A 21,847-nucleotide genomic window follows, 5' to 3' on the forward strand; every position below is an offset into this window, starting at 1 on the left:
CGGCCCCATCACCGATCAATGCAGCGATGCACTCGCCGCCGGACGTTCCTGTCTGTCATGGAGCGCGAACTTGTCGATCATGTCGGCGCTCGCCTTGTTGAAGCCCATGACCTCGACCTCGACGCCCGCCTTGCGATACTTCAAGATGACCTTGTCCAGTGCGCCCACTGCGGTGATATCCCAGAGATGCGCGGACGAAACGTCGATGACGATCTTCTCGGCCTGCTCGGCGAAATCGAACGCACCGATGAGGTTTTCCGCTGAGGCAAAGAAGATCTGACCCTCGACGACATAGGTGACCGTCTTGGCGCCCACATCCTCGCTTCGCGTGACACGGAAGAGCTTCGAGACCTTGCCTGCGAAGAAGATGCCCGACAGCAGCACGCCGACGATAACGCCCTTGGCAAGGTCATGAGTTGCCACCACGGTGACGACCGTTGCCAGCATGACGACAGACGAGGGCAGCGGGTTGCGTCTCAGGTCGAGGATAGAGCGCCAGGAAAAGGTGCCGATCGACACCATGATCATTACCGCGACGAGTGCGGCCATCGGAATGATCCGAACGAGGTCGTCCAGCACGACGATAAGGAACAGCAAAAAGGCACCGGCGACGAAGGTCGAGAGCCGCCCACGTCCCCCGGACGTGACGTTGATCACCGACTGGCCGATCATGGCGCAGCCACCCATGCCGCCGATCAGGGCGGAGGCGATGTTGCCGGCACCCTGGCCGACGCATTCCTGGCTCTTGTTGCTTGGTGTATCTGTCATGTCGTCGACGATTTGAGCCGTAAGAAGGGACTCAAGGAGACCGACGGCTGCGAGCGTGACGGAATAAGGAAAGATGATCTGCAGCGTTTCCCATGTCAGGGGAACCTGTGGAATCATCAGGACTGGAAAGGTCGATGGTAATTCGCCAAGGTCTCCGACAGTGCGAAGATCCATGCCCGTCCACCATGCGATCGCAGTCAGCACGGCAATGGCAACGAGCGGCGAGGGGATCGCCTTCGTGACGTAGGGAAAGAGATAGATGATGGCGAGGCCCGCCGCGATCATCACGTAGGTCAATGCCGGAACGCCGATCAGTTCAGGCAACTGCGCCATGAAGATCAGGATGGCGAGTGCATTGACGAAGCCGGTAATGACCGAGCGAGAGACGAAGCGCATGATGCGTCCGACTTTCAGCCAGCCTGCAACGATCTGGATCAGGCCCATCAGGATGGTTGCGGCGAAAAGATATTGAAGCCCATGGTCTTTGACGAGCGAGACCATGACCACGGCTGTCGCAGCCGTCGCAGCAGAGATCATGCCGGGACGTCCCCCGACGAAAGCTGCGACGCAGGCAATGGCAAACGAGGCGTAAAGCCCGACTTTGGGATCGACGCCGGCGATGACGGAAAAACCGATCGCTTCGGGAATCAGCGCAAGCGCGACGACGATGCCGGAGAGCACGTCTCCACGAATATTGGAGAACCACTCCTGACGGTAGTGTGAGAAAGTTTGCATAGATGAGTTACCACAGTTGATGCAACGGGCCGAGCAGAACTCGGTCCTCAAAAGATGAAACAGGTTGCGTTGCTGTGTTGTCTGGCGGATCGGCGGCCAGAAGAGCCACCCGGATTTTCACCGGGTCCTTGTGGATAATTGCTCTATAATCGAGATGTCGACGTGCTGCAACCGGCATCGTTTTGCTGAAACGCCTGAAGCACCGTCGCTGTCCGTTAACGAAATCCTACTTGGATCTGCTGTTTTTGACCCATCCCGCCAATCTGGCGATAACCCATTTTCTTAAACGAAAAGAGTATCTTATCGTCTAAAACTTGTTTCCAGGGAGGCCACTTGATGGCAGGCGCTGGGGAGCGTGATGATGAAGTGCTTATTTGTAGTTTTGATCCTGACCGCAACGGTGTTTACACCAGCAGAAGCCAAGGCGCCTTACATGTTTGGCGCCTCGCTGACACATTTGAAGTGGGATAAGTAAGGCCCGTCAGTCGTTACCGGCGGCGTCGTTAAGCGCATCGAGATCGGGCACAGTGATATGCCGGTTGTTCTCGATCTGAATAATGCCCTCTTTTTTCAGCTTGGTCATCTGACGGCTGACGGTCTCGATCGTAAGACCAAGGAAGTCCGCAATATCGGCGCGTGACAGCGGCAGGTCGAAGCAGGACACGTCACCCTTTTCAGGATCGATGTGCGTGGCGATGAGATGCAGAAAGCTTGCGACCTTTTCCTGCGCGGATTTACGACCGAGCGTCAGCATCCAGTCCCGCGCTTCGTCCAGTTCCTTCAGTGACTGGCCGTGAAGCTTGCGCTCCATGTTCGGCACTTCGCCAATCATCCGGTCCACCACACGCCGTGGAAACAGGCAGATCTCCACATCGGTGGCGGCTTCGGCGGTCATGCTGCTTTCGGCATTGAAAGGGCGCCCGAGAAAATCAGGTGCGAACTGCAGGCCGACGATCTGCTGACGGCCGTCCGACATCATCTTCGACAACTTGATGACGCCACTGAGAATATTGGCGTAGTAGGGCACGAGTTCGCCCTGGCCAAGCAGTTCGTTGCCGGTTTCGAACCTCTTGCGGCTGGACTGACGGTTGAGCTCCAGAAGCTGCGCTGGCGTAAGAACTCCACAAAGGCCGCCATGGCGCGCCTCACAGGAACGGCACACGACGGGCATGTCTGAATTGTGGATAGTTCTCTGCAGCGTGTCCATCGCGTCACGTCCAAGTCGAACGGGTCCGATCGCAGGCGCGATCTCAAAAATCCCCGTCAAATCAAGCCCCCGAAGCCCATGTCCCCACATCGCTTCTGATACGTTTGTTTATTAGCTAATTTGATCGAAGTCAAAGTTGCAAACTGTCGCAGCATGTATCCCTAAGTCGCAGAATTGATACATGTCAGGAAGCGAGCGCGATGGCTGAGCATTTGTTGAAGAAATATTCCGCGGCCGTTCCCCGCTACACGAGTTATCCAACGGCGCCTCACTTCCATCTGGGTATAGGAGCCAGGGACTATTCATCCTGGCTGCAAGCCCTTGATTCGCAGCATCGCCTCTCGCTTTACATCCATATTCCCTATTGCGACCGGCTCTGTTGGTTCTGTGCCTGCCACACCAAACACACGCTTCGCTACGAGCCGATTGCCGCTTATCTGAAAGCGCTGCACTGCGAAATTCAAGCGGTCGGGCGGCTGGTGTCGAAAGACGTCCGCGTTACCGCCGTACATTTTGGTGGGGGGTCGCCAACGATGGTCAGGCCGCAGGACTTGATTGCGCTGATGGACGCTCTGCGTTCGACGTTCTCATTTTCGGATAACGCCGAAATCAGCGTCGAGATGGACCCGAACGATCTCGATCAGGGGCGCTACGATGCCCTGGCTGCAATCGGCATGACGCGGGCAAGTCTTGGCGTGCAGGACTTCGACCGGAAAGTGCAGAAGACAATCAACCGCATACAGACCTTTGAACAGACGAGATCGGTGGTGGATGCGGTCAGGGCGCGTGGCGTGCACTCTGTCAATTGCGACGTGCTCTATGGCCTGCCGTATCAAACGCTCGAAACACTGCGCGATACCGTCGACAAGATCATCTCTTTGGACCCCGATCGCGTGGCTCTCTTTGGATACGCGCATGTGCCGTGGATGAAGAAGCACCAGACGATGATCCCGCAAGAGGCGCTGCCGGATGCTATTGCGCGATACAGGCAGATGAAAACCGCAGGCGAAATGCTGGTGCAGGCGGGTTATGAGGCGGTCGGCATCGATCACTTCGCCAAGCCAGGTGACACACTGGCGAAAGCGATGGAAGAGGGAGAGCTTCGCCGCAATTTCCAGGGCTATACCGATGACAGCGCCGACGCCCTGATCGGGCTTGGTGCCTCGTCCATTGGCAAGTTGCCGCAAGGCTACGTCCAGAACATGGTTGCGACGGGTGAGTATGAACGCATGGCTAAAACCGATGGTCTCTGCATCGCTCGTGGCATTGCACTTTCTGTCGAAGACCGGGTGAGGGCCTTCGTGATTGAAAGGATCATGTGCGATTTCTCGTTCGATCTGTCGGCGCTTGCCGCGCTCTTCGGTCCTGCGTCTCTCCCAGCCGTGGAGGAAGCTCAGCAATTTGCGGAAGGTGATCGCGACGGGCTTGTCCATATCGAGGCCGGTCGTTTTGCCCTGACGGAAACGGGCAAGCCGTTTGCTCGCAGCATTGCCGCAACCTTCGATACCTATCTCTCCAACGGGCGAGGGCGTCATTCTCTGGCGGTTTGAGTGTAGGGTGTAGGCAACACACATCGCCCAAAATAGAGCGAAGCATCACGAAAGCATTGGCTTTTTGGTGCAACTTCCCTATGTGGTGCGTCTGAAGAGACCTTTATAATTAAGAACACAAAGGATTACGGGCGTGACAGCTACATTCGATAAGGTTGCCGACATCATCGCTGATACCAGCGAAATCGATCGCGAAACCATTACGCCGGAAAGCCATACGATTGACGACCTCGGCATCGACAGCCTCGACTTCCTCGATATCGTTTTCGCCATCGACAAGGAATTCGGCATCAAGATCCCGCTCGAGCAGTGGACGCAGGAAGTCAACGAAGGCAAGGTTTCGACCGAAGAATACTTCGTTCTGAAGAACCTTTGCGCCAAGATTGACGAGTTGAAGGCAGCCAAGGGCTGATCTTTTCGTTCCGCTTCTGCGGGTTCCAGCAAAATGGGACCTGCATGCTGCTTTTTGACAGAGCTCGATCCTCAGGACTTGCCTGAGGACGTTTGCCCATCTGACGCTGTCTTGGGGCGAAACAGCCTGGCCTATTTCACGGACAAGATATGCTTCTCGAATATTTCCAGATGGTGGACCGAATCGAGTCTATCGACAGATCAGCCCGCATCCTGAAGGCGCGATCGGTCGTGCCGGACAAGAGCCCGGTTTTCGAGGGGCATTTCCCGGGTATGCCGCTGGTTCCAGGCGTGCTGTTGATCGAAACCATGGCGCAGACGTCCGGAATGCTGGTTCTTGCCATGACGGATTTCGCCGCCATGCCATTCCTGATGTCGGTCGACAGTGCCAAGATGCGGACCTTTGTCGAGCCAAATGCCGTGCTCGATATCGAGGCCTATCTCGAGCATGATGGATCGGGCTTTGCCGTCACCAAGGCAAAGATTACTTCAGGCGGCAAGAAGGTCTGCGACGCGCAACTGAAGCTTCGCACCATGCCTTTCTCTGAAATTCCGCTTGCGCCGATCGTCAAGAAGCGCGCCGAGGAAGTAGGCCTTATGGCGGCGATCGCTGCCGATACCTCCGCCTGATCGAAAAAGCGCTATCTTCGCGTTTAAAATGCTGAAAAGTCATGCGGTGCGGAAGGTCCGATAGGCTTTCGCCATTGCAAAGCCGCATCGCGCGCATTATTCCGCATGGCAAGTGCGGCGTACCTGCCGTTTTTGAGAGCTGGCCCGGGACTGCGTTCCGAAAAAGCGACGAAGGATCACGGATGATGAAGTCTGACAATGATGTGGTGATTACCGGGGTCGGTATCGTGACCTGTCATGGTGTTGGTAAAGATGCCCATATTGCGCTGCTCTCCAGCACCACGACGCCAGAGGCGATCGTTGAGACGGAAAAGTTTGCGCCTTATCCCATTCATCCGCTGCCGGAGATTGACTGGTCTGCGCAAATCGGTCGCAAGGATCAGCGCCAGATGGAAAACTGGCAGCGCCTCGGCGTGTTTGCAGCCGGTCTCGCGCTGGACGATGCTGGTTTGAAAGAAGACGCGGACGCCTGTGGCACGATGGACATGATCGTGGCTGCCGGTGGCGGCGAACGCGACATCAATGTCGATACGCTGATTGTCGACGAAGGCCTCAAGCGCAACGACCGCGAAGTGATGCTCAATGAAAAGCTGACGACGGAGCTTCGCCCGACGCTGTTTCTCGCCCAGCTTTCCAACCTGATGGCTGGCAATATTTCGATCGTGCATAAGGTCACCGGCTCTTCGCGCACCTTCATGGGTGAAGAAGGTGCCGGTATCTCCGCCGTCGAGACCGCATTTTATCGTATTCGCTCAGGCGAATCGAGCCATGCCCTTGTGGGCGGCGCATTTGCGGCCGAACGCCCGGACATGACGCTGCTTTTCGAAGCCGTCGGCGCGCATGCTCAAGGTGGCTGGCAGCCGCTTTGGTCGCGCGAGCAAGGCGAGGGCGGCGGCATGATCACGGGATCCGTCGGCGCCTTCCTCGTGCTGGAATCGCGCAAGCGCGCCGAAGCGCGTGGCGCGAAGATTTACGCGCGTATCGACGCGATCGAAGGCGATCGTGGCAACCGCGACGATGGCAAGCTTGAGGCGCGTCTCGAACGCCTCCTCGCGCCTGCCAAGGACGCGGCTGAAACCGTCGTCTTCTCTGGTGCCAGCGGTTATGACGGCCTGACGTCCCGCGAAAAGGACATTCTCGAAAAGACCTTGCCACATGCTACAATTCGCGGCTTTGGCGGTGTTACCGGCCATGGACTTGAAGCGCAGTTTCCGCTGGGCCTTGCGCTTGCAGCTCTTGCGCTTGAAAGCGGTGCGATGGTTCCGGCCTTTGACAGCGCTGTCGAAAAGCCGATGGCGGCTGCCGCAACGGAAGCGGTCGTGACCACGGTTGGCCATGTGCGCGGCGAAGGTGTCGCCGTTCTTTCCAGAGACGCTTGAGGAGTTCAGACCATGGCATCCAGCAATTTCAAGGATCACCTTGGACGCCCCATCGTTGCCGTCACCGGTATGGGCATCATCACCTCGTTGGGGCAAGGGCTCTCGGATAACTGGGCGGCTTTGACCTCCGGCAAATCCGGCATCCACAAGATTACCCGCTTCCCGACCGACAATCTCTCGACGAAGATCTGTGGCACGGTCGATTTCATCGATATCCCGGCACCCAATTCCGTCGAGCGGTCCTTCGCATTTGCGCGCGAAACCACGATCGAAGCTCTGGCTCAAGCAGGACTATCCGGCGATTTCAACGGTCCGCTGTTTCTGGCTGCGCCGCCGATCGAACCGGAATGGAGCGCCCGCTTCGAGCTTGCCGATCGGTCTCCACCTGCTGCAAAGCCGGGCGACGCCTATGATCGCTTCATGGCCGCTCTTCGTCAGCGCCCCGATCCAGCCTTTCAGGAGGCCGCGCTCTTTGGTGCGATCTCGGAGCGTCTATCCGATCAGTTCGGTACACGCGGCCTCCCGGTCACGCTTTCGACGGCCTGTGCTTCGGGCGCGACGGCCATCCAACTTGGTGTTGAAGCCATCCGCCAGGGCCGCACCGATCGCGCACTGACCGTTGCGACGGACGGATCCGTCAGCGCCGAAGCGCTGATCCGCTTTTCGCTTCTGTCTGCCTTGTCCACACAGAACGAGCCGCCCGAAAAGGCGTCCAAGCCCTTCAGCAAGGACCGCGATGGCTTCGTGATTGCAGAGGGTGCGGCCACCCTGGTTCTGGAATCGCTGGAAGCAGCGGTAGCCCGCGGTGCAAAGGTGCTCGGCATTATCAAGGGCGCGGGCGAAAAGGCAGACAGCTTCCACCGCACGCGCTCGTCGCCCGATGGCGGCCCAGCGATCGCAACCATCCGCGCAGCGCTTGCCGATGCTGGCTTCTCCGAAAGCGATATCGGCTATGTCAACGCACATGGTACATCCACGCCGGAAAACGACAAGATGGAGTATAGCTCCATGCTGGCGGTCTTCGGCGAAGGTCTGAAGGCGATCCCGGTCTCCTCCAACAAGTCGATGATCGGCCATACGCTGACAGCAGCAGGTGCGGTCGAAGCCGTGTTCTCATTGCAGACCATGCTGACCGGCACCCTTCCGCCAACGATCAACTACACCAATCCCGATCCGACCATCGCGCTGGATGTCGTGCCGAATGTGAAGCGTGAGGCTCAGGTCAGCGCCGTTCTGTCGAACTCCTTCGGCTTTGGTGGCCAGAACGCAAGCCTTGTCATGACGCGGGAACCGGCTTAAGCGGTTCCCCAACGCATCTGTCCGCAAGTGGGCGATGTCTATTTGAGTGAAGGAGAGCTGTCTTCGCATGTCCCAGTTGGATGAGCGGCGCTCTCAATCGAAAACGCTTTAACGCCTCCGGGCGAAGGACTTCTATTATGCGCGCTCTTCAACTCGTCGACGACCGTAAGCTCGAGAAAGTGGATCTGCCGGAGCCAGAAGCGCCGGCGCCGGGCGAGGTCACCTTGCGCGTGAAAGCCGTTGCGCTGAACCACATCGACGTGTGGGGCTGGCGCGGCATGGCCTTTGCCAAGCGCAAGATGCCTTTGACGATTGGTGCCGAAGCCTCGGGCGTGGTGGAAGCCATCGGTCCTGGTGTCTCCAACGTTCTTCCCGGTCAGCTTGTTTCCATTTACGGCGCGCGCATCTGTGGTCGTTGCCACCACTGTGTCGCCGGACGAGACAACCTTTGTGAGAATGTCGGCGGCGTTCATGGTTTCCACCTGGATGGCTTTGCTCAGGAAAAGATTAACATTCCGGCCCGCCAGCTGGTGCTGGCACCGCCCGGCGTCGATGCCGTGGCGGCCGCACTTGCACCTGTGACCTTTGGCACCGTCGAACACATGTTGTTCGACAATGCCAAACTTCAACCCGGTGAAACGATCCTCGTCCATGCTGGCGGTTCCGGTATCGGCTCCGCCGCCATTCAGCTGGCGAAGAAGATGGGCTGCACGGTCATCACCACGGTCGGTTCGGACGACAAGATCGAACGCGCCAAGGCGTTGGGCGCAGATCACGTCATCAACTACCGCGTGGACCGCTTCGAGGGCGTTGTGCGCAAGATCACCAAGAAGAAGGGTGTCGATGTCGTTTTCGAGCATGTCGGCAAGGATACCTGGGCAGGTTCCATGTTCTCGCTGAAGCGCGGCGGTCGCCTCGTCACCTGCGGCTCGACTTCGGGTGTCTCGACCGAAATCAACCTGATGATGCTTTTCCAGCAGCAGCTCAAGTTGCTCGGCTCCTTTGGCTGCCGCATGCAGAACATGGCCGATGCCATGCAGAAAATGGCGCGCGGTCTTGTACATCCGGTGATCGATACCGAAGTAACCTTCGACGATATCGACAAGGCTCTGGAACGCATGGAGACCCGTCAGGTCTTCGGTAAGATCGTTCTGCGAATGGATTGATCAGTGAAGCTTTTTATTACGCGCATTGTTCTGGCGCTTGAGAACTTTCGCCAGTGGCTGAACGCGACCATTGCGTTCGGCTTTCTGAACATGCTGAAATTGTTACCGGCCGATCCAGCAATTCACTTTGCCGATCGCCTTGCGCGTAAACTCGGGCCCAAGACGCCGCGTCATAAGTTGATGCTTTTCAACCTGGCTCGCGCCTATCCGGAAAAGACCGAAGAAGAGCGTCTGGAAATCGCGCTCGACAGCTGGGGAAACATGGGGCGTCTCGCCGCCGAATATGTTTTCCTCGACCGACTGTTCGATTATGATCCGGAGCAAACGAAACCCGGTCGTATCGAAGTCGTCGGCATCGACAACTTTCTGGAGCTGCGCGACAATCCGCGTCCATTCATCGTCTTTACGGCCCATACCGGAAACTTCGAGCTTCTGCCTGTGGCAGGATCTGCCTTCGGCCTCGATGTGACGGTGCTCTTCCGTCCACCGAACAATCCTTACGTGGCAGAGAAGATCTACAATTTCCGCAAGGAGCGCATGGGCAAGCTCGTTCCGTCGCATGCGGGCTCGTCTTTCGCGCTTGCGCGGCAGTTGGAACGTGGTGCGGGCGTCGGTGTGCTGGTCGATCAGAAGTTCCGTAAGGGTCTCCTCACCAAGTTTTTCGGACATAATGTCCAGACCAATCCTCTGCTCGCCAAGCTGGTGCGCCAGTTTGGCTGCGACGTCTATCCGGCAAGATGCATCCGCCTGCCGGACAATCGCTACCGTCTGGAAATCGAACCCAAGGTCGAGATACCGCTCAATGAAAAAGGCAGTGTCGATATCCAAAAGACCGCACAGCTTTTGAATGACAAGGTCGAGAGCTGGGTGCGCGAATATCCCGGCCAGTGGTTGTGGTACCACGACCGTTGGCATATCAAGGATCAGGTCAAGACGGACGGTTGAAGACTAAACGGTCAATTTTAATAACTTTGATCGATCGGTGGGGTATTATTAAACCACAAAATACCGGCCGGTTGACGTGATGTGATGATTTAGTCGGCGTGTCGCGAGACAATACCGTGCTTATTCTTCCTTACTATTTCTCGGATTTGTAATAACATAGCCGATTGTGATATGGGTGAATGCGCTGGTGTGGTGATCTTGCAACTCCTTACATCATGCTTTACGGGCACATCGTGCAGATAGTCACGCGTGCGCCCGGGGAGGATTGGGCAACTGGAATGCCTGCGTCTCGGGAGTGTTTGGGTTGAAAAGAAAAATCGAATTGTTCTGGCAGAACTATGCGGAACTGAAAAGCGCAGTCATTCGCAATGAAGCGCCCAAGGTTGCCGCTCTTGATAAAGAGCTCGAAACTCTGCTCGATAGCATTATCGGCAGAAAGAACGCTTCGTCGTCGGAAATTCTCGAACAGTTTCGTTTCGCCATCGACCTCCTGAACGAGGAAGCCGAGGACATCGGCTGTGTCCAGCGAAATGCCGACGTCCTGCGCAAACTTGTCGATCGCTATATCGGAGCTGGGCTGCCACGCGACGGCAGCACCCCGGATGGCGAGGATGCGCCGTGGAGCCCCTATATCATTCTGGATGAAGACAGGTTGGAAGACCTGGACGATCGCGTCGTCGTCGTGTCTCCCGGTTACCGCATCAACTATACTAACTCCGCCAATGCTGCCTCGCTCCACTCGGATCGCAGTGAGATCATCGGCAAGCATATTGCCGAGTTTGTCGGCATCCATCACTTCCAGCAGGCATTCCGCGAGAAGCTCGACGCGTGCTTCAAGGGAGAGGCTGAGAAGTATACCTATGCCGAGGACGCCCTTGGGCATACGGTGGTGAAGTCTTTCGAGATGTCGCCGTGCTATTCGCCATCCTACAAACTCGTTGGCGCTATCGTGGTGGTCAAGGAGTTGGAAGATCGTCGTACACGCGTGGTTGCGTAACGCACGCGATGTGCCGCGAATGCCGCATTGCAGTCCACAATGCGCTTTTTATCGCGGCACTACTATAAATCGTATATTGACGGCGGAGAAACACTCGGTACTGGTGTACCGTAGTTGTACGGCCTGAGGTTGGCCGGGGATAGTTCCGGTTTTTCGGAGTAAGCGTGGATGGACACTGTGCTCCAGGATTTTTTTCAAGCTTTTGCGATCAAAAGCAGTCAATTGCGATACGCCATCAACCAAAGTGAGGATGAGCTGGTTCAGTTGTTTGACAGGGAGCTTCAGGCGATCGTCAACGACATTCTGGCCTACCAGGCGTCCAGCCGCGAAGAGCTCTACAGACAATTCCAGTTTCTCTGCACGCTGGTTCGTGACGAAGCCGACGACCGGCTGGCGGTTGTGCGCAGAAGCGTGATGATGTCCGGGCTGATCGACCGATATTTCCGTGATCACTCGGATTGGTCCGATGTGGATTTGTCTCCGGCAATCGCTCGACCAGCCAGGGCTCCAGCACCGGCCTATTATGAGCAGCCGCTTTTTAACGAAGCAATTCTCGATAGTCTGGATGATCAGATCATCGTCGTCACAAACGACTACCGCTATCTTTATACCAATAATGCCTACGCAAAATTGAAGAACCGGACCCGCTTATCGCTGATCGGTTGCCACGTCACCGAGTTCATTGGTGAAGATGGGTTTTACCTCCAGGCAAAGCCCGCCCTTGATCGTTGCTTTGCAGGTGAGGAGATCGGATACATTCATCATGCGTACCGGGACGGACAGAGATTTGCCACCCGATGCAGAATGACGCCGCTGCGCGGACCCAAAAATCACGTCATGGGTGCCGTTGTGGTGTTAAGGAATATCGATGAGATGGCGACACTGGAATGTGGTTGAGAGAGGGCCCTGAGCCCTCGCTTTGCGTCGTTATCACGTGCCGCTGAGCTTACCGATGATCCAACCGAGCGAGTAGGGCGCATTCGTATCCAGTATAAGTCTGGCCGCCATGGCGAGGCAGGATATCACCAGGAGCGGGCGAATGATCTTTGCACCGTTCCTCATCGCCAGTCTGGACCCGATCTGGGCTCCCAGGAACTGCCCAAATCCCATCACCAGCCCGAGCTTCCAAAGAATCGCACCGTTAAGTGTGAACACCAGGAAGCCACCGAAATTCGAGCCGAGGTTCAAGAGCTTCGTATGCGCGGTCGCCTTCAGCATGCCGAAGCCGGCAAGCGCGACGAATGACAGCATATAGAAGGAACCGGCTCCTGGACCGAAAATGCCATCGTAAAAACCAATCAATGGAACCACCGTCGGACCGAAGACAAACGGCGTGATACGGCGCTGGCTGTCGATGTCGCTGAGGTTGGGCTTGAAGGCGAAGTAGATGGCGATGGCGACGAGCAGGAAGGGCATGATTGCCCTCAAAACGTCGGCCGGAACAAAGGATGCGGTAAATGCTCCAGCCATCCCTCCGAGCAGAGCCATCAACGCCATCGGAAATTGTTCTCTGAGATTGACGTGGCCCTTGCGCGCATAGGCAATCGTCGCAGAGGCGGAGCCGAACTGAGCCTGTAGCTTATTGGTCCCGAGCGCTTCCAGCGGCGGTATGCCCATAATCAGCATAGCCGGCAGCACGATCAACCCGCCGCCGCCGGCAATAGAATCGACGAAGCCGGCAAAGACGGCAACAAAAAACAGTATGATGAAAAGCTGGAGAGCGACGTCTTGCACTGGGGAGGGATCCGGAGGGTTTTGCTGGCCGCTTGTGGCACCGAATGCCTTGCCCCGCAACCGCTTTTGCGGGCAAGGCTACAGCATCGGCCCGAAAATCCGACTCGATTTTCGGAAAGCACGATGCGTAGATTCAAAAATATAAAGCGCTGTGCGTCCAATAGGACTCACAGCGCTTTATTGGTCGGATGGAAAAGATTGCGCAGGCTGCACAGGAAGCTATTGTGCGCCGAACGCTAGCGCGAAGCATGCAGCCGCATTGATGAGGAACATATGCATAAAGTAATTTTCGACACGGATCCGGGTATTGACGATGCAATGGCGTTGCTTTTTCTGCACCGCCACCCTGATATCGATCTCATTGGGGTCACGACCGTTTTCGGCAACGCGCCGATCGAGATTACCACTCGCAATGCGCAGTTCCTCAAACAGCAATGGATGATTGATGCGCCCGTAGCACAGGGCGCCGGCAAGACGTTCGATCCGTCGCGTCCGGACGGCCACTTCCCCACCTTCATCCACGGCGATGATGGGCTTGGCAATATCGGCGTGCCTGAAACGGTCGATGTGCCGCTCGATCCGCGCGCGGCCCATCATTTCATCATCGACACGGTCAAGGCCAATCCCGGTGAAGTGACGCTGATCGCGGTCGGTCGCATGACCAATCTGGCGCTTGCGCTGAAGACCGATCCCGATTTCGCTGCTCTGGTGAAAGAGGTGATCATCATGGGGGGCGCCTTCGACATCAATGGCAATGTCAGCCCCGCGGCAGAGGCGAATATTCACGGTGATCCGGAGGCGGCTGATCTCGTCTTCACCGCAGCCTGGCCGGTTACCGTCATCGGCCTGGACGTCACGACGAAAACCGTGATGACCTCCGGTTTCCTGGCGGACATGGTCAAGGAGAATGGCGCAGCCGTGCAGCTTCTGTCGGATCTCTCGCAGTTCTATATCAACTTCTACAACATGCGCACCGGCGACGGCATGGTGGTTCACGATTCCTGTGCCTGCGTCTATCTGACGAATCCTGAGCTGTTCGAAACACGAAGCGGCGCAATCCGTGTTGTTTGTGGCGGTCTTGCGGACGGGCAGACCATCCAGAAGCCCGACGGCGTCACCTTCCCACCGGGCAATTGGGACGGTTATCCAAGCCAGAAAGTGTGCACCAGGATCGAGCCGGATCGTGTGCTGTCGGTCATTCGCTCTGCAATTGTGCGGGGTGAACGTGGCTGATTGAATTGAGCCGCCGTTCGCGCGGCGGCTTTGCCTTGCATTTTATCAGAATCTGGCGTTATGCAAGCACGACTGGCGCAAGCCGCGTTCTGCGCCAGACTCGTCACGACAAATGTTTCGGCGAAGCACGGTGATCGCTTGGCGTTTCGGGAAAACCAATTCGTGTTTTCCGGCGCTTGCGCTACAATAGACAGCACAGGTCCGATTTGTTCGTGTCGGCTTATGTTTCAAACCAAAAAACGAACGCTACTGTGGGCCGGACGATCCGGTCCATTTCCATGAGGAAAGAGATGGAAGAGTTTCACAAGGTCAAGCGTCTGCCGCAATACGTCTTCGAACAGGTCAACCGTTTGAAAGCGAGCGCGCGAGCGGGTGGCGCGGATATCATTGACCTTGGCATGGGCAATCCAGATCTGCCGACACCCAAGGCAATCGTCGACAAGCTTTGCGAAGTCGTCCAGGACCCACGTACGCATCGTTACTCCTCTTCCAAGGGCATTCCAGGCCTTCGCCGCGCCCAGGCCGCTTATTATGCGCGCCGTTTTGGTGTGAAGCTGAACCCGGATACACAGGTTGTCGCCACGCTCGGTTCAAAGGAAGGCTTCGCCAATATGGCGCAGGCAATCACCGCGCCCGGCGACGTGATCCTGTGTCCGAACCCGACCTATCCGATCCATGCCTTCGGCTTCCTGATGGCAGGCGGCGTCATTCGTTCGATGAATGTCGAGCCGGATGAAACCTTCTTCGGCCCGCTTGAGCGCGCCGTGCGCCATTCGATCCCGAAGCCCTTGGCACTGATTATCAACTACCCATCCAACCCGACGGCACATGTGGCGTCTCTGGATTTCTACAAGGACGTGATCGCTTTTGCGAAGAAGCACGATCTGATCGTGCTGTCCGACCTTGCCTATTCGGAAATCTATTTCGATGAGAAGAACCCGCCGCCATCTGTCCTGGAAGTGCCCGGTGCCATGGATGTATCGGTGGAATTCACCTCCATGTCGAAGACCTTCTCGATGCCTGGCTGGCGTATGGGCTTTGCGGTCGGCAACGAACGTTTGATCGCCGCACTGACACGCGTAAAGTCCTATCTCGATTACGGCGCCTTCACGCCGATCCAGGTTGCGGCCACGCACGCGCTGAACGGCGACGGCTCTGATATTGCAGAAGTGCGCAATGTCTATCGCCGCCGTCGCGACGTCATGGTCGATACATTCGGCAAGGCCGGCTTCGAGGTTCCACCTCCGGCTGCTACCATGTTCGCTTGGGCGAAAATTCCGGAGAAATTCCGTCACCTCGGTTCGCTTGAATTTTCCAAGCTGTTGATCGAGAAGGCCGACATTGCGGTTGCTCCGGGTGTCGGCTTCGGCGAGATGGGTGACGATTATGTTCGCCTCGCGCTCGTCGAGAACGAGCACAGAATTCGCCAGGCCGCGCGCAATCTCAAGCGCTTCCTGTCGACTGCGGATGATACGTTGCACAACGTCGTCTCGCTCAACGCCCACAGATAAGGGCAACCCGCCAAGGTGGCCGGTTCCGGCCACCTCTTTCATTAAAGCAAATCAGGAATATACCCATGGCAGATTCATTGAGAATCGGCATAGCGGGACTCGGCACTGTCGGCTCTTCGCTCGTGCGCATCCTCCAGCAGAGAAGCAACGAACTTGCGATTACCTGCGGACGCGCAATTGAGATTATTGCTGTTTCCGCGCGCGACCGTTCGCGCGACCGCGGCATTGATATCTCGGGTATTACCTGGTTCGATACGCCGGAAGACATGGCGGAGAAGGCCGACATCGATGTCTTCGTCGAACTGGTCGGTGGCGCCTCAGGCGCTGCGGAAAAAGCCGTTCGGGCGGCTCTCTCACGCGGTCTCCATGTCGTGACAGCTAACAAGGCGTTGCTGGCAAAGCACGGCGTGGAACTGGCAAAGATGGCGGAAGAAAAGGGCGCTCTGCTCAACTTCGAAGCGGCTGTCGCCGGCGGTATCCCCATCATCAAGGCGCTGCGTGAATCGCTGACCGGCAACCACGTGTCGCGCATCTACGGCATCATGAACGGCACCTGCAACTACATCCTGACCAAGATGGAGAAGGAAGGCCTGTCCTTCGAAGCCTGCCTGAAGGAAGCGCAGCGGCTTGGCTACGCGGAGGCGGACCCGGCTTTCGATATCGAAGGCAACGACACGGCGCATAAGCTTGCGATCCTGACGACGCTCGCCTTCGGCTCCAAGATCGCGGCCGATGATATCTATCTCGAAGGCATCACCAATATTTCGATCGAAGATATTCAGGCAGCCGCTGATCTCGGCTATCGCATCAAGCTTCTTGGTGTCGCGCAACTGACCGAGTCCGGCATCGAGCAGCGCGTCCACCCGACCATGGTACCGCTCGATTCCGTCATCGCTCAGGTTGATGGCGTCACCAATGCGGTTGCTGTGGAATCCGATATTCTCGGTGAATTGCTGATGGTTGGTCCAGGGGCCGGCGGTAATGCGACGGCGTCCGCGGTGCTGGGCGATGTTGCCGATATCGCCAAGAGCCGCCCAGGTGCCCAGCAGGTGCCGGTTCTCGGTCGACCAGCCAAGTCACTGACGGATTATCGTCGTGCCAAGATGAAGAGCCACGAAGGCGGCTACTTCATCCGTCTGACGGTCAAGGACAAGGCCGGCGTGTTTGCCTCCATCGCGACCCGCATGGCAGAAAACAATATCTCGCTCGAATCGATCGTTCAGCGCTCTCAGGTGCCGACGGAGGAGGGCGCTCAGACCATCATCCTCGTCACCCATGCGACTATGGAAGATGCGATCCGCAAGGCGGTCAAAGCGATCAAGAGCGAAAAGTATCTGGTCAGCGAACCGCAGGTGATCCGCATTGAGCGCACGTGAGGCTTAGCGCCTTGGCTTGGCTAAGGTTGTGTCGGTAATACAGACATTTTGATAAAAAGCCCGGGTGCATGTGCTCCCCGGGCTTTTTCTATTTCATACAAGTTGCTTCGGAGGATGAGAAAAGCGCACACGCCTGCGCCTTGTCGCTCAGCTATGAAGATGTCGATCAAAAAGCTCTTGGCGAAATTTGATCGCCAAGATCGATTCAGGTCAGCGTCGCCGTCTGCTTACGACGCGTAGGCTGGAGCGCGATAGCTTGGGTCCGACGCAATCGGGTATGTTCCGCGGCTGGGGTCTGCCTCATCATCCAAAGCGATGCTCTGGTTTGCGACACGACCCTGGGAGAGGGTTCCTCCCTCGATCAGAGCCATCTGAATGAGATAGGTGAGAAACGTGCTCTCCTTCGGCGTGGCAAGCAAGGCTGCGCGCAAATGGTCCATCACGATATTGGTGTCACTCATAGTCTGCCCTCATATGTCTTAACGCGCTAAAATTAGCGCATCATCGTGATTGCAGCGTGAATCAACCAAGGGTGTCAGGGATATCTGGGCTTACACGGGAATAGTGTCGATCAATCGGATGCGCCGCATCGTGGTGACAGGATAATCGTCGTCGAGAAAACGAGCTGGCGTAAAGTCTGGCTCAAGCAACCGCAACTGTTCGATCGCTCGTGCCGCATGCGCCGTCATCCCCTTTTGGATGTAGAGGGCAATCAGGTAGCGCAGAGGCGCGCGGAAGGCAGGTCGCAGAATGAGCGCGGCCTCCGCATGGCCGATGGCTGCATCATAGTCACTGACAGCAGCGGCTGACATGCAGCAAAAGAACTCGACGAATGCGCGATGTTCCCCACCTCCGGTCAATTCCAGCGCCTTTGTTGCAGACCTGCGGCTTGCCTTCAACTTGTCGAGAACGAGTTCGGCATTGGACAGGATCGCCATGTTGATCGGGTTGAGCGGATCAAGCTCAGCGGCCCGCTCAGCGAGCCTCAGAGATCCGCGGCTGGATCCTCCACCCAGATACTCCAGGTGTGCACCGATACTGAGGATGCCTGGGCTATTGCCGTCCTGGCGCAATGCCTCCTGTACCAGTTCCGTGGAAGTGATTTCGTCACCCAGGAATGCCGTGCTGCGATGCTGGAATTGCGCCATGTTGCGCAGGAAAGCCCGCCACGCGACATATTGCGGACGAGGGTCGCGCTCATAGGCATAGCTCAGATGCCTGTCCGCCTCAGACAGGCTTTGACGGTCGAAGCGGAAGATGAGGTTGCGAGCGTTGCTTGCCAGGAGCGCTGCGCAGTTCGAAATGGCGAGGTCATCTTTCCTTTCACGCAAGGTGATGAGAATGGCCTGAACCAACGTTCCGCACCAATGGTGCAACGCCTCTTCCGAGGAACTGACGAGCTTTTCAGTACGGGAAGCATAGAGCCTGCCGGTCTCCGCATGGCTGATCGTGAAGGTGATATGGCTATGCCGCCCCATCGTCGCGGTCCGGATGGAGACGGCAAGACCGCTGACAGGCTGACGCGCAACAGCCGGCGATGCATGCGGGATATGGGGAAAAATTTGAAAGTCGTCCAAGTCATGAAGCGACGCCGTCGTCAGCGTCATCATGCGGGCGTTGATCAACTCGCTCGCCGACTGATTGTCGGAGTGAAACTGAAAGAAGATGGCTGGCTTCGGCGGTGCTGATTGACGCGGCGCCTCAAAAGCGCTGACTTTGGCCTTTTCAGCAAGTGACGATCGCGTATCGCGAATCCATTCCTCGAACTCCGGATCAGGGACGTCGATATCGGCGAAGGCGTCCTGCTCGTCACTCCAATCGCCCGGTGACTCGACAAGGCGGTAACTGACTTTGAACCGTGACGAGTCGAGCGCGACCTTTTCGCGGTCGGCCTGCAAGATGTCTTGATAGGGCCCGAACGCCTTTCGAATTTCGACAAGCGTTTGACGCAGGCTGTCCGAACCCTTTTTGGCGTCGCGATCGCTCCACAACTTGTCCTGCAGCGATACACGGCTTCTGGAGTGATGCGGCGCCGTCGCCAGGAGAATGAGGAGGCCGCGAGCCTTGGCCGATCGCGGACCCCGGTCATTCCCATCCGGATCAGCGATCCGGAATCGACCAAAGACGTTTAACGACAGCATAGGCGCGCCCTCCGAAGGCAAATCACACCTATGCATATCAGGTCATATTAGCGAAGGAAAAGCCTTCCCGTTGGATCCTGCTCATTTTCGTCCGGCCGTGCGGTGTTGGCATCTGCTGGTGCCAACAGGCGCGCTTCAGCCGGCTTGAACGGGTAGGGCGTGACATCGGTCGTCGACGCAGCGTGATCGGGGAAATCGGTCTTCACCCAGTTGCGAAATGCCGCAATTCCCTTTGAGACCTGCAGCACGTAGTCGAGCGACTGGGTGTTCGCGACCGGCGAGTTCGTTCCAATGTTGCGGAAGTAGGCGGCAATGGCCGCGTCGTCGTAAGGGTTGGCGGGCACATCAGGCAAAAGTGCTGCCGCTTGGGTCGCTTCAGGCGTATCCGGCAGCACGGCCGTGCCCCAGTCATTGGCACGCTGGTGGCAGGTGATGCATGCCGAGGTGGGATTATCGACAGGGCCATTTGCGCGACCGAAGAGGCCGAGGTTCTGGCGGGGAAGCGCATAGAACATGGAGGCGACATCCGGATTGACCCAGCTTTCCTTTGGGGTCGCTGCCTGCTCAAGATAAGCCTTGGCGTTGAGCCCTGGGTCGCTACCCCAAATGAGACCGACAGGCACCAATCGCTCATAAGGCGTGTTGCCCGGCTGCATGGCGTTGTACATGAAGGTCCCGAAGAACCAGCCGTTCGGCGAGCGCTTGTCCTTGACCGAAAGGTCCAGCTGGAGAAGGCGCATGGTCATCACCCCGCCATCCTTCTGCCCGGCAACATCCCATTCTTTTGAGCCCGCAAGATAAGGAACGCTGGAAGGTGTGGCGGTGGTGAACAGCATTTTCGCCGACACCGCACCTTCCGCAAATGCAAAATCCCGGGTCTTGGGGAAGGCGGGATCACCCCAAATCTGACCGAAGCCATAGCACGCCACGTCATTATAAATGCCGACCGCAAAATTGCGCTCCCAGTCCATTTGTAGCGCGTGAAGTTCCTTCGGCCGGGACCACCGCTCGGTCGTCATCCCACGCAACGGCTCGCGCAACATGAAGAACCACGGCGCATCACACCACTGCTCTTCCTTATTGTCCTCGATCCGCCAATCCACATCCGGCCGCGCATTGACCTTGATGACGTAGTTGAGGATCGACTGCATATAGTCCGCAGGATTCTTAAACGGATCTACCGTCAACCAGGGGAGCTTACTGTTGTCGGGCAAGGTCTTGGGAAAATCATAATGGATTTGAAACTTGCGATCCGTCTCGTGCCCCTTCAGCGGCAGGCTGCTGGAACAGTCGAACTTCGCTTTGGCGGCCGCCGCAAAACTAGCGTCGGCAGGCGTCGGACAGTCAGCCAACGCGAAGGAGGCCGGGAAGAAAAGAAGAGCGAAACTAAGGAGGCGTGCTTTCATCATTGAGTCTCCAGCGGACGGACGGGAGGTTGATGTAAGGTGAAGAATTTGGGATTGTAAATACGCAACCTGAAACACGTTTTGCGAGTATTGTGGAGTGTTCTGGTGATGAAAAGTGGGACCAGGATCAGATGTCAGATCTGCTGGATGGTCTCAGTGCCAACCAAATATGCGGCTTCAGACAGGCTTGAAAGCGAAGCTCCACTGTGTCCTGATAGATGGCCGGTTGGTCAAAAAGGCCGACGTTAAGCCTCACCTATGGACGACTTCCATTATGACTCCTCGATACCGAAGAAGCCCAAAGAGGACAGTCATTGTCTCTGAAGTAGCTGATTTTTATGGAAGATTAATGGTGAGAGCGCAGGGATTCGAACCCTGGACCTACTGATTAAAAGTCAGTTGCTCTACCGGCTGAGCTACGCTCTCCCAAATGGGGGCGAAGCGCCCCTCGGAAGTGGGCGGAACATAGGTAGAGGCACGTTTGCGGTCAACCCAAAAAAACAGGATTATATCATCTTTCCGCGTTTTTTTGCCGCAACCGCAAAAAGGTGATTGGTGGCAAGGGTTTGGTGGGGCTACAAGGCATCGTGAACCGTCCGGAGTGCCGCATTGTCCATCGCCGATATTTCCCTCCTCACAGCGCTTTTCGCCGGTGCTTTGTCGTTCCTGTCTCCTTGCGTGCTGCCGCTCGTGCCGCCGTATCTTTGCTACATGGCGGGCATCTCGGTGGAGCAGTTCAGGGATGAGCGCTTCGAGGCAAAGCCGCAGGTTCGCAAGGCGGTGCTTCTGGCGGCGCTGTTTTTCACGTTGGGTTTTGCGACGGTCTTCGTGGCGCTTGGTGCCGGTGCGTCCACCATTGGAATGGTGCTGCGCCAAAATCTCGACATTCTCGCCAAAATCGGCGGTCTGATCATCATCCTGATGGGACTGAACTTCCTCGGCGTTTTCCGGATTGGCGTCTTCTCGCGCGAGGCGCGTTTCCAAAGCGGCGGCAAGCCCGCCACGCTTTCCGGCGCCTATGTTATGGGATTGGCTTTCGCCTTTGGCTGGACGCCATGCATCGGTCCCGTACTTGGTGCCATCTTGGGCGTTGCGGCCTCGCGCAACACGGTCGGCGAGGGCGCGATGCTGCTTGCGGTCTATTCCGCGGGCCTTGCCATCCCCTTCTGGATAGCAGCTGCCTTTTCCGGCAGTTTCATGCGCTTTCTCGCTCGTTTTCGCCGCCATCTGGGGCTTGTTGAAAAGGTCATGGGCGTCCTGCTGATCCTGACTGGTATCGCCTTCATGTCCGGCTTCATCACCAATGTGGCGATCTGGTTTCAGGAGAGCTTTCCAATCCTGATGAAAATCGGCTAGACC

Annotated in this window: 19 protein-coding genes, 1 tRNA gene and 1 other annotated feature; of the genes, 13 read left to right on the forward strand and 7 right to left on the reverse strand. The window is 57.0% G+C overall.

Features of this window, described 5'->3' with window-relative positions; translation table 11 throughout:
* Positions 1-15: 15 nt before the first annotated feature.
* Together ACTJKV_RS10040 and fnrN are read right to left on the reverse strand one after the other, a co-directional pair.
* Positions 16-1,503 carry a SulP family inorganic anion transporter gene (locus tag ACTJKV_RS10040; protein ID WP_274104147.1) on the reverse strand — a complete coding sequence of 496 codons (1,488 nt, stop codon included), beginning with the start codon at positions 1,501-1,503 and terminating at the stop codon, positions 16-18.
* A 75-nt stretch (positions 1,504-1,578) separates the two neighbouring features.
* Positions 1,579-1,634 (reverse strand) — a sequence feature (sul1 is cis-regulatory element that is thought to sense ions involved in sulfur or methionine metabolism; They are found in Alphaproteobacteria).
* Between the two features lie 350 nt (positions 1,635-1,984).
* Complete coding sequence (fnrN, locus tag ACTJKV_RS10045) at positions 1,985-2,710, reverse strand: transcriptional regulator FnrN (protein ID WP_112519264.1); 726 nt, start codon at positions 2,708-2,710, stop codon at positions 1,985-1,987.
* Between the two features lie 200 nt (positions 2,711-2,910).
* On the opposite strand from fnrN, the gene hemN reads away from it, so the two are divergent.
* From hemN to ACTJKV_RS10090, 9 genes are all read left to right on the forward strand, one after another.
* Positions 2,911-4,260 (forward strand): oxygen-independent coproporphyrinogen III oxidase, encoded by a 1,350-nt coding sequence (gene hemN / locus ACTJKV_RS10050; RefSeq protein ID WP_274104146.1) that lies wholly within the window; start codon positions 2,911-2,913, stop codon positions 4,258-4,260.
* Between the two features lie 133 nt (positions 4,261-4,393).
* Complete coding sequence (locus ACTJKV_RS10055; RefSeq protein ID WP_027675812.1) at positions 4,394-4,672, forward strand: acyl carrier protein; 279 nt, start codon at positions 4,394-4,396, stop codon at positions 4,670-4,672.
* A gap of 149 nt (positions 4,673-4,821) precedes the next feature.
* Complete coding sequence (locus ACTJKV_RS10060) at positions 4,822-5,301, forward strand: 3-hydroxyacyl-ACP dehydratase FabZ family protein (protein ID WP_062598091.1); 480 nt, start codon at positions 4,822-4,824, stop codon at positions 5,299-5,301.
* Between the two features lie 182 nt (positions 5,302-5,483).
* Positions 5,484-6,680 (forward strand): beta-ketoacyl-ACP synthase, encoded by a 1,197-nt coding sequence (locus ACTJKV_RS10065; RefSeq protein WP_274104145.1) that lies wholly within the window; start codon positions 5,484-5,486, stop codon positions 6,678-6,680.
* A 12-nt stretch (positions 6,681-6,692) separates the two neighbouring features.
* Positions 6,693-7,979, forward strand: coding sequence for a beta-ketoacyl-ACP synthase (locus ACTJKV_RS10070; protein ID WP_274104144.1), 1,287 nt, complete (start codon positions 6,693-6,695; stop codon positions 7,977-7,979).
* A 137-nt stretch (positions 7,980-8,116) separates the two neighbouring features.
* A complete protein-coding gene (locus ACTJKV_RS10075; protein WP_062425415.1) occupies positions 8,117-9,145 on the forward strand; it encodes a zinc-binding dehydrogenase in 1,029 nt (342 codons plus the stop codon).
* A 3-nt stretch (positions 9,146-9,148) separates the two neighbouring features.
* The gene (locus ACTJKV_RS10080; RefSeq protein WP_062425414.1) at positions 9,149-10,090 is read left to right on the forward strand and encodes a lipid A biosynthesis lauroyl acyltransferase; all 942 of its coding nucleotides are present in this window, start codon (positions 9,149-9,151) and stop codon (positions 10,088-10,090) included.
* Positions 10,091-10,394: 304 nt separating this feature from the next.
* Positions 10,395-11,087, forward strand: coding sequence for a PAS domain-containing protein (locus ACTJKV_RS10085; protein ID WP_062426114.1), 693 nt, complete (start codon positions 10,395-10,397; stop codon positions 11,085-11,087).
* Between the two features lie 168 nt (positions 11,088-11,255).
* Positions 11,256-11,984 (forward strand): PAS domain-containing protein, encoded by a 729-nt coding sequence (locus tag ACTJKV_RS10090; RefSeq protein ID WP_274104143.1) that lies wholly within the window; start codon positions 11,256-11,258, stop codon positions 11,982-11,984.
* Between the two features lie 33 nt (positions 11,985-12,017).
* Here the strand turns inward: ACTJKV_RS10090 and ACTJKV_RS10095 are convergent, their stop codons facing one another.
* Positions 12,018-12,821: a TSUP family transporter gene (locus tag ACTJKV_RS10095; protein ID WP_274104142.1), complete on the reverse strand. Its 804-nt coding sequence runs from the start codon at positions 12,819-12,821 to the stop codon at positions 12,018-12,020.
* Positions 12,822-13,094: 273 nt separating this feature from the next.
* Between ACTJKV_RS10095 and ACTJKV_RS10100 the strand changes: the two genes are divergently transcribed.
* The 3 genes from ACTJKV_RS10100 to ACTJKV_RS10110 all read left to right on the forward strand — a co-directional run bounded on the left by ACTJKV_RS10100 (position 13,095) and on the right by ACTJKV_RS10110 (position 16,941).
* Positions 13,095-14,054, forward strand: coding sequence for a nucleoside hydrolase (locus tag ACTJKV_RS10100; RefSeq protein WP_274104141.1), 960 nt, complete (start codon positions 13,095-13,097; stop codon positions 14,052-14,054).
* Positions 14,055-14,344: 290 nt separating this feature from the next.
* Entirely contained in the window at positions 14,345-15,565 is a 1,221-nt protein-coding gene (locus tag ACTJKV_RS10105; protein ID WP_062425410.1) for an LL-diaminopimelate aminotransferase, read from the forward strand.
* 65 nt (positions 15,566-15,630) lie between these two features.
* Positions 15,631-16,941, forward strand: coding sequence for a homoserine dehydrogenase (locus ACTJKV_RS10110; protein ID WP_274104140.1), 1,311 nt, complete (start codon positions 15,631-15,633; stop codon positions 16,939-16,941).
* A 227-nt stretch (positions 16,942-17,168) separates the two neighbouring features.
* On the opposite strand, the gene ACTJKV_RS10115 is transcribed toward ACTJKV_RS10110, so the two are convergent.
* The 4 genes from ACTJKV_RS10115 to ACTJKV_RS10130 form a co-directional block, all read right to left on the reverse strand.
* Positions 17,169-17,402: a hypothetical protein gene (locus ACTJKV_RS10115; RefSeq protein WP_062425408.1), complete on the reverse strand. Its 234-nt coding sequence runs from the start codon at positions 17,400-17,402 to the stop codon at positions 17,169-17,171.
* Between the two features lie 90 nt (positions 17,403-17,492).
* A complete protein-coding gene (locus ACTJKV_RS10120) occupies positions 17,493-19,082 on the reverse strand; it encodes a hypothetical protein (RefSeq protein WP_440598637.1) in 1,590 nt (529 codons plus the stop codon).
* A gap of 47 nt (positions 19,083-19,129) precedes the next feature.
* A complete protein-coding gene (locus ACTJKV_RS10125) occupies positions 19,130-20,491 on the reverse strand; it encodes a hypothetical protein (protein ID WP_274104138.1) in 1,362 nt (453 codons plus the stop codon).
* A gap of 347 nt (positions 20,492-20,838) precedes the next feature.
* A tRNA-Lys gene (locus ACTJKV_RS10130) sits at positions 20,839-20,914 on the reverse strand.
* 183 nt (positions 20,915-21,097) lie between these two features.
* Here ACTJKV_RS10130 and ACTJKV_RS10135 point away from each other — a divergent pair.
* The gene (locus tag ACTJKV_RS10135) at positions 21,098-21,844 is read left to right on the forward strand and encodes a cytochrome c biogenesis CcdA family protein (RefSeq protein ID WP_111850599.1); all 747 of its coding nucleotides are present in this window, start codon (positions 21,098-21,100) and stop codon (positions 21,842-21,844) included.
* The last annotated feature ends 3 nt before the right edge of the window (positions 21,845-21,847 follow it).

The organism is Agrobacterium sp. 22117 (genome assembly GCF_052045735.1).
GTDB classification, from domain to species: domain Bacteria; phylum Pseudomonadota; class Alphaproteobacteria; order Rhizobiales; family Rhizobiaceae; genus Agrobacterium; species Agrobacterium cavarae.